General features: G+C 34.2%; 15 protein-coding genes and 1 pseudogene. 4 read left to right on the forward strand and 12 right to left on the reverse strand.

Annotated elements, in window-relative coordinates:
* Positions 1–15: 15 nt before the first annotated feature.
* The 6 genes from NiCM35_RS20390 to NiCM35_RS20415 form a co-directional block, all read right to left on the reverse strand.
* Positions 16–309 carry an IS1634 family transposase N-terminal domain-related protein gene (locus NiCM35_RS20390; protein WP_047944123.1) on the reverse strand — a complete coding sequence of 98 codons (294 nt, stop codon included), beginning with the start codon at positions 307–309 and terminating at the stop codon, positions 16–18.
* Between the two features lie 213 nt (positions 310–522).
* Entirely contained in the window at positions 523–1,368 is an 846-nt protein-coding gene (locus tag NiCM35_RS20395; RefSeq protein ID WP_047944124.1) for a hypothetical protein, read from the reverse strand.
* Positions 1,369–1,382: 14 nt separating this feature from the next.
* Complete coding sequence (locus tag NiCM35_RS20400; RefSeq protein ID WP_047944125.1) at positions 1,383–1,790, reverse strand: hypothetical protein; 408 nt, start codon at positions 1,788–1,790, stop codon at positions 1,383–1,385.
* A 15-nt stretch (positions 1,791–1,805) separates the two neighbouring features.
* Positions 1,806–2,117 carry a DUF2325 domain-containing protein gene (locus tag NiCM35_RS20405; RefSeq protein WP_047944126.1) on the reverse strand — a complete coding sequence of 104 codons (312 nt, stop codon included), beginning with the start codon at positions 2,115–2,117 and terminating at the stop codon, positions 1,806–1,808.
* Between the two features lie 95 nt (positions 2,118–2,212).
* Positions 2,213–2,659 carry a response regulator transcription factor gene (locus NiCM35_RS20410; protein WP_047944127.1) on the reverse strand — a complete coding sequence of 149 codons (447 nt, stop codon included), beginning with the start codon at positions 2,657–2,659 and terminating at the stop codon, positions 2,213–2,215.
* Between the two features lie 164 nt (positions 2,660–2,823).
* Positions 2,824–3,240, reverse strand: a complete 417-nt coding sequence (locus NiCM35_RS20415) for a hypothetical protein (protein ID WP_053215781.1) — start codon at positions 3,238–3,240, stop codon at positions 2,824–2,826.
* Positions 3,241–3,351: 111 nt separating this feature from the next.
* On the opposite strand from NiCM35_RS20415, the gene NiCM35_RS20420 reads away from it, so the two are divergent.
* The 4 genes and pseudogenes from NiCM35_RS20420 (at position 3,352) to NiCM35_RS26770 (ending at position 6,330) form a co-directional block, all read left to right on the forward strand.
* Positions 3,352–3,882, forward strand: coding sequence for a DUF6431 domain-containing protein (locus tag NiCM35_RS20420; RefSeq protein ID WP_035416525.1), 531 nt, complete (start codon positions 3,352–3,354; stop codon positions 3,880–3,882).
* A gap of 134 nt (positions 3,883–4,016) precedes the next feature.
* Positions 4,017–5,280: pseudogene (locus tag NiCM35_RS20425) on the forward strand (TnsB C-terminal domain-containing protein).
* A complete protein-coding gene (locus NiCM35_RS20430; RefSeq protein ID WP_047944128.1) occupies positions 5,273–6,076 on the forward strand; it encodes an ExeA family protein in 804 nt (267 codons plus the stop codon). The pseudogene NiCM35_RS20425 and the gene NiCM35_RS20430 overlap by 8 nt, the downstream one beginning before the upstream one ends.
* Positions 6,073–6,330: a DUF5348 domain-containing protein gene (locus tag NiCM35_RS26770; protein WP_031538281.1), complete on the forward strand. Its 258-nt coding sequence runs from the start codon at positions 6,073–6,075 to the stop codon at positions 6,328–6,330. Before NiCM35_RS20430 ends, NiCM35_RS26770 begins: the two co-directional genes overlap by 4 nt.
* Before the next feature lie 318 nt (positions 6,331–6,648).
* On the opposite strand, the gene NiCM35_RS20435 is transcribed toward NiCM35_RS26770, so the two are convergent.
* The 6 genes from NiCM35_RS20435 to ltrA all read right to left on the reverse strand — a co-directional run bounded on the left by NiCM35_RS20435 (position 6,649) and on the right by ltrA (position 12,185).
* Positions 6,649–7,206 (reverse strand): hypothetical protein, encoded by a 558-nt coding sequence (locus NiCM35_RS20435; RefSeq protein ID WP_047944130.1) that lies wholly within the window; start codon positions 7,204–7,206, stop codon positions 6,649–6,651.
* Complete coding sequence (locus NiCM35_RS20440) at positions 7,199–7,879, reverse strand: hypothetical protein (protein ID WP_047944131.1); 681 nt, start codon at positions 7,877–7,879, stop codon at positions 7,199–7,201. The genes NiCM35_RS20435 and NiCM35_RS20440 overlap by 8 nt, the downstream gene beginning before the upstream one ends.
* Entirely contained in the window at positions 7,867–8,517 is a 651-nt protein-coding gene (locus NiCM35_RS20445; protein WP_152116066.1) for a hypothetical protein, read from the reverse strand. Before NiCM35_RS20445 ends, NiCM35_RS20440 begins: the two co-directional genes overlap by 13 nt.
* 285 nt (positions 8,518–8,802) lie before the next feature.
* Complete coding sequence (locus NiCM35_RS20450; protein WP_047944133.1) at positions 8,803–9,531, reverse strand: hypothetical protein; 729 nt, start codon at positions 9,529–9,531, stop codon at positions 8,803–8,805.
* Between the two features lie 10 nt (positions 9,532–9,541).
* A complete protein-coding gene (locus tag NiCM35_RS20455; protein ID WP_047944134.1) occupies positions 9,542–10,141 on the reverse strand; it encodes a hypothetical protein in 600 nt (199 codons plus the stop codon).
* A 229-nt stretch (positions 10,142–10,370) separates the two neighbouring features.
* Positions 10,371–12,185, reverse strand: coding sequence for a group II intron reverse transcriptase/maturase (ltrA, locus tag NiCM35_RS20460; RefSeq protein WP_144545618.1), 1,815 nt, complete (start codon positions 12,183–12,185; stop codon positions 10,371–10,373).
* Between the last annotated feature and the right edge of the window lie 420 nt (positions 12,186–12,605).

Consider the following 12,605-nt stretch of genomic DNA (forward strand, 5'->3'; position numbering starts at 1 on the left):
TATCTATACTCCTATCTATTTTCGAAAACAGCCTATATCAAATAACCTTCCACTTTTTGTTACACCTGTTTCTAAAGTTAATATCCAATCATAGACATCATCTAGATTAAATCCATTTATCTTCAATTCTTTTGGGAATTCTATTTCTTCCTCAAAAATTTTATATAGCTTTTCTTTGGCCGTTTCAATTGGTCCAAATCCATATATATATTGATGTTTTACCTTCTTCCCCTCTCTATAAGATTTACGAATATACAAATACACCTTTCCTTTAGAGGTTTTCTTAGTTAAGTAACCCACCCTTTTCATGTACAACCTCACCTTTTTGTTTCTCCTACAAGTTGAAATTTTCTATATGTAGGGGAAACCCGTTTCAAAAAAATATTCCATTATAGATATAAATAGCTTTATCCAACCTATCAAACAAATCCATAACGGAATGGAGAAACATCCCCCTAAAAATACCCCTTTTATTAGGTTGCCTTCTAAGGTTTCTATTACTTCTTGTCTGATCAAATTAATTCATCCTTTTTTAATGATTTCTATATATTCGTCCGATTTAATTAGTAGATTGGTAAAACTCTTATCGTTAAATGTATTTTTATGTAGGTGTCCCCAACAAAGAATGTACTTTCCGATTAATTCTTCATCCGTATAAGTGAAATATTTAAAGTATTTTTCAAAGATAACGATTGAAAAAGGGATATTATTAATTTTTTTAAAGTTCAAGTAAATAACTTTTTCTCTTCTATTTATTGCTTCTATCTCTCCATGAACTAAATAAGGAAGGTTAAGTACAGCCATATCAGACCATAACTTCTCATGAGCTACCTCTTGGGACAAAATCAAATTGGAAATAGGGATTTTGTGGCCTTTCACTTGAATTAAAATACTACTAAGAATATCTGGTTCATAAGTGGAAAACAATTTAACAATAGATTTCAGTGAGCTTATGCTGTTAGGAGGAGCGGTTTCGTTTTTTATTTTAATAGTTTCCTTATTCTTTTTTTCTTCATCTTTGTCTTCTCTTTGGATTCTTCTAGGTTCATAATCAGGGTCTAATTTATTAAAACTTAATTTAATCACTGTTTCACTTAACCCTTGATCTATAAAATCACTTTGATAGTCATTAATTTTCGAAAGGCTCTCTTCAAACGATAGAGGTCTGTAAAATCCACAGGAAGAAGTATGCTTAGATTCATTTTTACCTGTAGTTTTAAAATATGGTGTTGTTCTTTCGTTACCTTTTACATGAACCAATGGTGCCTTGCAGCTTTTATCGATACAATAAATTTGTTGACTGTGTAGATCATCATTATATTCATTAATAGAGATAATCCTTCCATCACGAAACATAGCTGATATCATTTTATGTCTTCCTTTCATAACATAAATTTAGCTTTAACATATGTGCTCCAATTAACTTGGCGGCATTTCCATTTATACTTCTTCTCTTGCTTTCTCAAATAAGATATAGTTGCTTTTCTAACATTTTTTGCAAACTCTAATGCCTCTTCCATCTCAGAAAAGGAGAATGTCGTTCCGCTCAAAATATAGTCCTCTAAACAGTCCTGATCCTTTGTTAGCAAACTATCAGAGAAAATGATTTTTGCTCCTTTATTTCTACTAAACAAATGAAAATGTTTCTTTTTAATTTCTAAATGTATGGTTACCTTTTGGTAAGCTAATTCTAATAAATACTTTTCAAATTTTTCATCTGAAAAAGAAATTTTATAAAATACGCAAATCTTACCTTTTACACCTTTAATGTCCGTAGTAATGAAGAACATTATCTTAGCTCCTTTTTATGCAGACAATCCTTCAAAATAAGCAAGTGATGATTGAATTGCTCCAGTTACTCCGCGTCCTTGATGATAAACAATTGTTTTGTTTTGCTCTTTGCAAATCTCCTTAACCATAATCATAGATTTACGATTTATTGCCCCTTTTAACACAACTACACAATCCGCCTTATTGATTAACGTTTGGTATTCTTTTTTATTTCCTGACTTTTTCGATTCTCCAGGATGATGTAGCACTTTAAGCTCAAATCTGTCGCCCATTTTTTTGAACGTTTTATCTTGATTTCCACCAACAACCAACAATGTATTTGCCATTATGATCACTCCAATTACTTAATTTAAAATAATCATAACACAAAATACCACAAATACAACTTTTTTTAAATAAAACAAAACTTTCATTACATCATTCACAACCGAATCTCTTCTTTTGTTTTTAAGACATTAACAAATCGGTTATATTTTGATAAGATATATGCACCTATATCAGGGTGAACATAGATTGTTCCATGTAACAATACGTTTTCTATCGCTTCAGTCATTTCTTTAGTAGGCATTCGTTTGGATAAAAAACCGTTAAACATATTTAATTCAAAAGGAAACCCATTATCATTTTCCTTAATCAAAATGAACTTAGTACCATACTCGTACAAAGTCTTTATCTTATCCATAGCTTTTACTTCTTTTAAAGCCTCTTGTGTGAGAATTATAAGTTTTGGCTCACCACGTAAAGTATCTTGTAGACTATCTTTTGTCGAGACTATATAATCTTTACCGAATTTCACCTCCAATAGATCTTTAAAGCCTTTGCGAAAAGTAATATTCTCATTTTCAACAATAAAAATACATTCCTTCATAGCTGGTCCTCCCTAAGAAATCAAAAAAACCCTATCTTAAGTAAGACACCATAAAAGTGTCTAACTCAGATAGGGTTTTTCCCTTTAGATATTCAATTAATTGATATTATTATATCCTTTGAATCGCTAGATATCAACGTTTACTTCAAACTTTGATGGCTTTGTTAGTTTAGAATATGTCCATTGAGTAAGGTTACATATCGCCCTATACCATTTTCATCAATATACCAAGCTATTCGTGATGCTAAACCTATTGATGCATTATGATTATGAAGTGGTACTGCCGACTTATAGACTTTTTCTCCAGGATTAGGACTAACTAATACAATTGGCTTCTTATAATCATTAACTATCCAACAACCGTATTCTTGACAAGGAGAAACATACCAATTGGCATCCGTTCTTCCAGCTGGAAAATCCGGTTTAAAAGGATAGCACGATTTTTCTAAGGTTTCAATTTGTCCTTGTATCTCAGGATAAGAGATTTCCTCTTCTTCTAATCCATCCAATTCTTTTTGATTTATTTTTATATCCAGTTCCAAACTACTTATGGGTAAATATCTACTACTGTAAACTGTCACTTTATATCCTCTCAAATACCGTTGGAATTTTCAAATTCCTTCAGAATTGTTTATATACTTCTCTGGAATAATGTGCTAAATTTTTTGCATATTAGAAGGGGGAGTTTTTTTATGATCAAATTTCATGATTTTGGTATTAGCCTAGTGGAGTATGGGGAAAGAGGAAAAAAGAATGAATTTCCATTGTTTGATCAATGCCCAAACTGCAAATGTCATTCCCATGGGAATCTTCATCGTAACGGCTATTACTGGCGTTATGGAATAACTGATGAGACAACCGTACGGATCCCAATTTGTCGCCTAAGATGTTTACAATGTGAAGTGAATATCTCTATTCTTCCGGACTTTCTCATCCCGTATTTTCAACATACTATTCATACAGTTTTAGAACGAGTGAAGAAAATTCTTCAAAGGAAAAAAGCAAAAGGCAGCCGCCAATTAGTCAGGTTTTATCTAAATCGTTTCTTAACATGTATAAATTGGATTCATAGCTTCTTTATCAGCTTGGGGAAGATAAGTGGCATGTCGGAGGATATAAATAGCGAAGCCACAAAATATATGAAAATGATCCTTGATTTTGGCGAATCACCCTTCTTACGAAGGTCACGGGGTCACTTATCAAAATACTTTATGGCAAATTAATTCTATCATATTTAGGCGACTTTAAAAATATTCTTTGTCCCACATACCTTTTTCATAGTCAGAAAATATCGAAAAAAGTAGAATAATAACCATGGATGACCGGTCGTCCTTCTATGAAAAAGGAGGAAGATTCCATGAATGAAAAAGAGCGTGAACAAGTGGCCCTATTTCGGTATGGCCTAATAGCCCCCCTATTGAATGGGCAAGTTGATTCGAAGGAATATTTAAATGGAATGGAGGGAAAGGTTCATTCTGTCCCCCATTATGGAGAAAGGAAAATTGCAGAGAAAACAATGAAAGAGTGGCTTCTTCATTATCGAAGAAATGGATTTGAAGCATTAAAGCCCAAGAAGCGCTTGGATCGAGGGAATTCTCGAAGACTATCCCCTGATGACCAAGATCTTGTCCTTGAAATACGAAAAAAATCTCCCCATATGCCGGTTAGTGTTTTCTACGAACAACTAATCGAGCGTGGAGAGATACAAAAAAACCAAATATCTTACTCTACTATAATTCGATTATTAAAAAAACACAACCTTGTAGGAAAACAAATGGTGGCGATACCAGAAAGAAAACGGTTCGCTCACGAAAAGGTGAATGTGTTGTGGCAGGCTGATTTATCCCATGGACCTTATGTACCCGTTAATGGAAAAAAGACAAAGACATTTTTAATTGCCTATATTGATGACTGTTCTCGTCTTGTGCCGTATGCACAGTTCTTCTCGTCAGAGAAGTTTGATGGATTAAGAGTAGTCACGAAAGAGGCTTTAATTCGCAGAGGGAAACCTACCATCATTTATGCGGACAACGGTAAGATCTATCGATCTGAAACGCTTCAATATGCTTGTGCCCAACTCGGAATTACTTTAGCTCACACGCAGCCGTATGATCCCCGTGCAAAAGGGAAGGTAGAAAGGTTGTTTAAAACGATTCAAACACGGTTTTATCCGTTATTACAAGCCGATCCAGCTCATTCACTAGAAGAGTTAAATGAACGATTCTGGAGCTGGTTAGAGAAAGATTATCACCGAAGAGTTCATGCCTCTTTAGAGAGGTAAAACGCCCCATGAAGTGTTTCAATCTCAACTAAAGGATATAACATTTTTGGAGGATTTGTCTATTCTTGAGACCATCTTCTTGAAACGAGAACACCGGAAAGTAAAGGCTGATGGGACGATTACGTTAAATAAAGAGCTCTACGAAGTACCTTCCCGTTTTATCGGTCATTCTATCGATGTGAGACTAGACGAAAATGGTGTCTATATCTTTGAGGATGATAAGAAAGTCGCTGAAGCAATTCCTGTATCCATGAAGGATAATGCGCATGTAAAACGGGCTCGCTCGCCATTTTCATTATCTCAAACAGCTGAAGTGAAAGGGGAACAAGACCATGTATAAATCCTTTTACTCTTTAGCTCAAGCACCATTTTCGAAAGATATACGCCCTTCGGATGCGTTTCCTTCCACTGATTATCAAGGGGCTTTAAACGCATTAAATTATTTACAGAAATCGAAGGGAATGGGTCTTCTTATTGGGGATCCTGGCGCAGGAAAAACGTTTACCTTACGGTCTTTTAAGGAGTCATTAAACCCTTCTTTATATCACGTAGTCTATTTTCCCCTTTCAACTGGTGGTGTAATGGATTTTTACCGTGGGTTAGTATATGGCTTAGGGGAGGAACCGAAGTTCCGTAAAGTCGATCTCTTTAGGCAAATTCAACAAGGCATTGAGCGAATGGCAGGGGAACGTAAGATCACACCTGTTTTCATTTTAGATGAAATGCATATGGCAAAAGATGCTTTTTTGCAGGATATAGCACTATTATTTAACTTTCATATGGACTCAACCAATCCATTTATCCTAGTTTTAGCTGGCTTACCACATTTAAAGACTCGATTAGCATTAAATCATCATCGTCCACTATCACAGAGAATGATTATGAAATATGAGATTCAGCCATTATCCAGAGAGGAAGTTTCCCATTATATTCATCATCATATGAAGTTAGCAGGAGCGAAGATGACCATCTTTACAGAAACCGCGGTAGAAGCTATCGCATCACGGTCTCAAGGTTGGCCACGGGTTATTAATACATTAACGATTAACAGTTTATTATTTGGCTCTCAACTAAAGAAAGAACTGATTGATGAGGAAATTGTCAGGTTAGCTATAGAGGATAATGGCTTATCATGAGGCGTGGAATATTAGTATTTGACCACCATCTTCAAGAATGGAGAGTATGGTTAGGACATCAGCCCCACTGGATAGACCAGGGTTATGCATTTGAGATACGGGTCCAAAACAGGTATCTCCATGCATACTTGGAGAAAGATTTTGATTGGTTCGTAACTCTGGAACACGAAGTAAGGTTTGTACTCCACACTTACGAGGTGTACAAAATTCGAATAAAAAAACAGGATTATATGCCAGTTGATGCCCCTTTTTAGGGGTTTTCTTTTCCTGAATTTAAGACGGAATAATTTGAACAAGATTTTGCACATTCCGAAATAAAGTGAAAAAAATAGCACATTATTTCAGATTTCCTCCCGGATTAATGTGGAAAAGAGTATCTGAAATATTGTGCTCGTTTACACTACTACATTTTGAAACAACGAACGGATTATCTACATCTACCTTATTCTTAATTGAACAGGATTCTGTTAAAACATCATAAAGATCACAAGAATTCCGGCATGTATAAGATATTTCTTTCGCATTTTTTGTATTATCTACTACTAAAGACAACAAGATATCACCTTCTTTATTTATGCTGCACCAAATGCATATGGGATTATAAAGCTAATAATCAATAGAAACCCCGCAGATGCCCATAGTCTCTTACTCCATCTACCAAATTCAGGGTGTTTCAAAAGTTTATAGAATAGAAACATAACTAATCCAACTAATGTCATTCCCACTACTGTATAAAAACCAGATAACTGTAATAAGTTTATTACATCAGTTGCAAACAGTGTAACATTTGTTGTGTTTATTGTAAATAATACAATTAAAAAAATACGAATTATAAAGAAAGAAATTGGAGCCCAAATTAGTACACCGGTAGCCCCTTTCATAACTTGCCCAGTTTTTGTAACAATTGAATACCCTAGCCTAACAACTCCAACCAGGAACATTATCGTAAAAAGAGATGAGAATAAACTAGAAACTATCGGTGCAGAATCATTTATGGAATTTCCCCAATTTGTAATCATATCATCCATAGATGGAGCATCACTAAAGGGATTTGCCATTGCTTTTGTAGGAATCAATAAAATTGTGATTATTATTAATGACATAATCGTTTTGACTTGGCTTCTAATCATTAAAGATCCCTCTTCGTTGATGAACTTTAAAAGTGAATTTGGACTCAAAAGTAGTGGATTGCATTCTACCATCAACAGCATAAACCTTATGTGAATAACTGAAATTATTGGCATTCTGATCCATGATATTTTCTACTGTAGCTAACCACTGAGAAATAATTTGTTTATTCACAGGTTTTGTTTTTGCCTCTTTTAAAAGAGGCGTAATTTTATTACCAGGAATTTTTAAACTTACATGGATGAGATTTGTCATGTATTTAAAACCACTTACATCAAAAAATTGGATGAAATTCCGATATTTTTCTAACACCTTAAATTGCTCATATAATGTACTCATTATTTTTGCCTTTTCTAGGCTTCCAGATAGTGGGATACTGATTGTTAAATCAATATTATGATGGTTCATTTCTCCTGAAGGTAAGACTTCTAAATGTCCTTGAAATGGACAATTTAAATCATCGCATAATGGTGAAAGCCAGCTATAATTAGCAAATATAAGATTTTCTTTTACATTTTCATAATAGTCATCTTCTTGCTTTATTTTCTCTGTACCAATTGGCCCTATTAAAACAAACTTATCTCTCGTTTTAAATTCTAATCTCGATAAGTTTAATTGTTTTTCCTTAATTGTTACCATAATCTCATTTATACTTTTTTCTCCTATACGAACCATTTCCATTTCTCCTTTTCATTTTTAAATTGTATTGGTTTTATCATTCCATTTTGGACTTTAATTTTTGTATAGAACGGTGTTTCTGGAAGATTGTCTATAAAATTATCAAAACTTGCTATCCATTGTCCTAAAACATCCGTTTTATTTTCATTTATTAAATAGGATTTTTCCTTAGGGTTAAGGTAAATTCGAATTTGATTTAACTGTTTTCTTTCTCCTTGAACCTCTATCGAATTAATTATGGGAAAAAGAGGGATGAGCTTTTTCAATTTGCTATATAATTGGGATAAAGTTGATAATTTATCAACTGCTTCTACAGGGATAATAATCTCTATATATTGCTCTTCCCGTATAAATTCACCTCTATCATTAATTTCTAAATTTACTGTAAAATCATGAACTTTAAGAGTGCTTAAAGGCAATAAGCATCTCTCGTACATACTAATTACTTCTTGAGATAGCACCTCTAAGTAATTTTTCTTGAGTGACATATTAAATGTATCTCCATATAAACAACCAATATAGAATTTATTATCTTTTATCCTATAATCTAAATTTAGTTTTTGAATATAACGATTGTCATCCTCAATCACAGACAATATAGATTCTAAACCAGCTGTGTTGATTTCAGATCTCATTCCACTGCCCCCTTTAGATGGCTTTTTATAATTTCTTTCATTTTTTTTATCATTGATGTACATTAGTATAGTATTAATATATATAGTAAAACTGTCGAAGCTTGTCGATTACAGGGATATTTTTACTAATTTTCATGAAAAATTCACCAAAAACTAGTTAAATAGACCTTGACTGGTGGATTTGTACCCGAGAGGATTCCCCCTTCACTAAATGAACAAATCCTAATTTGTTCATTTAGTGAAGGAGGTGAACTAAATTCACTTCCTCCGAATAGCAAATAACCCTTAAATTGCAGCTGCCTCATATTCGATTTTTTCATCCGGGATAATATAATCTGATGAAACAGCATGTTCTAAAATTTCTATCTTTAAAACTCTTATATTTTTTCCTTCTCTTTCAATTTCTAAAGACAAGGAATCCTTTCTATTTATTCGATACACACTTTCGCCAATATTTATCCACGCTCTTTTACCATCTGAAACATGAATATATTCCTCTTCCATACCTAGAACAGATACAAGCCAACGCTGCTTCCCTTGTAAATTATCAGCTATTTTTGTAGTGGGTATATCATCCACTTGATCCTCTATTTCTGAATTTACTTGTTTATTTCTACATTCTCGAGAAGTTGTGGTATTTAAATCTGTAAGGTTAAGTTCCTCTTCAAGAGGTCCACTTTGCTCGTCACATAGTTCCTCAAAATTAATTTCTTTAGTCAAATTCGATAAGTATTCTATTGTTCTATCATCTAATTCTGAAACAGTCGGAGTAATATGATAAATATTAGTTGGGCGCATAACTTCTTCCCAATCATCTTCCTGTATATTTAGATTTTGAGTTTCTTCTAAATAAATAATTTCATCTTTCGATTTAGATTCTGTCTCTGTTGGAATTAATCCATTCTCTAAATAATACTGTTTCATCTTTAAATCCATACAGACTGCATGGAAAAAATATTCTATTAGAAAATACATATATACAAACCAATCTAAATTTATCGTAATAGTATGCATTTTTATCCTCCTAAAATAATTCGAATGCCAGCTGACCACTGACTACTCTACGTTTATTTTTCTTTTCTGGTTTTTCCTCCACTAAATCAAACAAGGAAATTTGTGAACTATCATTATTTGTTTTAGACTCCCTCTCACTTCGAGTTAAATAGTCTACTATTTCACCATCAAGAGCTGAATCACTTCCAAAAGCAGCATATAAATCTACTTCCAATATCATTTCGTTAAAATGAAAACCAGGAATTTTACCTTTCTCTATATTGCTAGCGATAGTTTTAGATTTTCTTATAAGAACATTTCTTGAACTGTCAGTTTTAATGTACTTATTAGCCCATTCTTCGAAATATTCTTTGTTTGATTTTAATGAGAAATTCTTTGGTTTTCCAATATTAGAAAGAATTTCTCTAGCTCTATCAGACGCTTCTGCAACCCATTCTTCCGTACTTCCTTGAAGCACATTTCCTTTCTTTATCGACTGTATTAACATGGATTGTAAATCGCCAGTATCCCCTAACATAGCATTCAATCCATCACTTGAAACATCACCGTTAATAGCACCAGCAGCTTTATTCTTCATGGCTATCAATGTTGCCATTTGTTCTTGGTACATATTTTTATACGCTAAATAATACAGTCTACACTCCTCAGTTTGTTTTATTCTCCACGCTCTTCGTGCAGCTTGATTAATTGTAAATAAAGACCAACTAAATTGATAAAATATCAATGTTGGAGTACATAATAGTCGGGTAGGTCGGAGATGTTACCACCTCTTTCCCCCCTAAGAACCGTACTTGTACCTTTCAGCACATACGGCTCAAGCCATCTATCATCCTCTCAACTTAATAACGGAACTTCTTGAATGCTCTTTTCATAAGATTAATAGCCTTTTTACTATTCACGTCTTTGATACCATTGCTTTCTAGGTAGTTTACGACTTTTGGTAATTTCTTACCTTCGCCATAATTCTCTAACAATACATGGTGTGTTTTATGACATGATTTGTGTAGTAGTTCGAGGTTATCATAACTATCAACTCCGCCAATTACTACAGGCACTATATGATTGCTTTCAATTGGTTCTATTCCTTGTAAGGATTCACCACAAATTCTGCATTTGTATCTGCTCTTTTTCGCAAGTTTCCTTTTAGCATTAGTATTTTCCCTATTGAATATTTTCTCGTCACGTTTATCAAAGTAAGCTTTAAGCGATGCGTCAAATGGACTATTATATTGTTTGATCTTTACGTGTCTTTCAATCTTAGTCCAACTCATGCGAATAAGCTGTTTCGTATTATCTTTTGGACACGTTAGGAGCCACTTGTCTTTGCTTACGCCTGTATTGTCTGGTTTAAAGTACATTTTCATCAGTTTTCTAAATGAAGTTCTATGATGTCTGTGTTTAAGGTAAATTACGACTTTTTCATTAACATAAGTATCAATGTCTCTGAAAATTACTTTGGCTACTGTTGGTGACCAATAGTTTGCAATCCCTTGTAATACACGATTCAGTTTTTCAATTAGATATGCTGTTTCTCTGCCTTTTCCCCAGTCGAATACTTCCTTGATTTTCTGTTTAGCATTTTTGACACTTTCAAGTGATGGTTTAATGAATAATTTATTTCCATCCTTAGTTGGGTATTGTTTGAAGTTAAATCCGAGGAAATCGAATCCTTCACTAATATGAACAACTCTTGTTTTCTCCTTTGCTAACTTCAATCCACGTTTGTCTAGATATGGTTGTAATTTTTCGTACATCCCAACGGCTTGTTCTTTCGTAGGGCAGACGATAACGAAATCATCTGCATATCTAACAACGCCAACTGACGAGGTATACAATGTATCTCCCTGTCTTTTAGAGTGGATATATCTTACTCCAATTTCTTCTTCCATCCCATGTAATGCTATGTTCGCTAACAGTGGTGAGATGATTCCGCCTTGTGGTGTTCCCTTGTCTGTTTTATGGAATGTAGCATTGTCAACGTATCCACTTTCCAACCATTCTCTAACGATTTTGTTATTTGGGAAGTTTTTAATTCTTTCCATAATAAGGTCGTGGTTTAAGTTGTCAAAGCAGCCTTCAAAATCACCTTCGAAAATCCACCCCTTAGCGCTTCCTCTGCTTAATTTCACGAATAAATCGCTCATAGCGTCATGTGCGCCACGTTTAGGTCTGAATCCATACGATGTCATTTCAAATTTTGCTTCCCACTGTGGTTCTAGAGCAGTTTTAAATACGTTTTGGTACACTCTATCAACAATTACAGGAATGCCTAACGGACGTTTCTTTCCATTCTTTTTAGGGATATATGTTCTTCTAGCCGGTTTAACCTTAATATTTCTTATACTGTACATTTTAAGTTTGTTGTATAATTCAACTCGCTCTTGCGGAGTGTTAGAAATATATCCGTCTATACCAGCTGTCTTTTTGCCTCTATTTTCTTGCGTTACGCGCTTAATACTTAACAGTAAATTCGCTTTACTTCTAAGTAGAAGTCTTTGTAATTTCCTTACTTTTCTCGTTTGTTTAAGTTGTTCGGCACGATAGATTCGTTGTTGAAGTTTCCTTACATAGCGATTAACTTTCATCCAATTAATTGAGTGCCAGTTATCCACCAGTGGGGAAACAGCCGACGCAACGTACTCGTTGGTTTTCATAACATATCTCCCTCTCTTTAAGGATTATTCTTTTCGCTTTCTATTCGTGTTGATGACCACGTGGAAGTCTGCAATCTTTCGATTTGGGTATTGCCCTATTCGACGGCTTATACAAATGAGTTTTCACCTTAACTTTCGTTATGTCGACATTCGCTTTCTCCACGTTCCTTTACCCTCTACATATTGTGGTTTCCTTACGGTCACCCTACCTTAGATGAGAGGAATGTATAGGGCTTACCAAGTTTCACTAATAATAGATACGTTAGGTTAGGCATCCTTCTTTACTCCGGTGGATCTATGGGTCATTTCGCAGTTCCTCGACCGTAGAACTTTTCCTATCCACATCTACAAGCTTGTTCAATCACAGTACGCTTGTTGTCGGTAACGAAGACTACAAAGGTTCAGCTTACGCTTATACCT

The organism is Niallia sp. M35 (assembly GCF_050971705.1).
GTDB lineage: Bacteria > Bacillota > Bacilli > Bacillales > Cytobacillaceae > Niallia > Niallia circulans_A.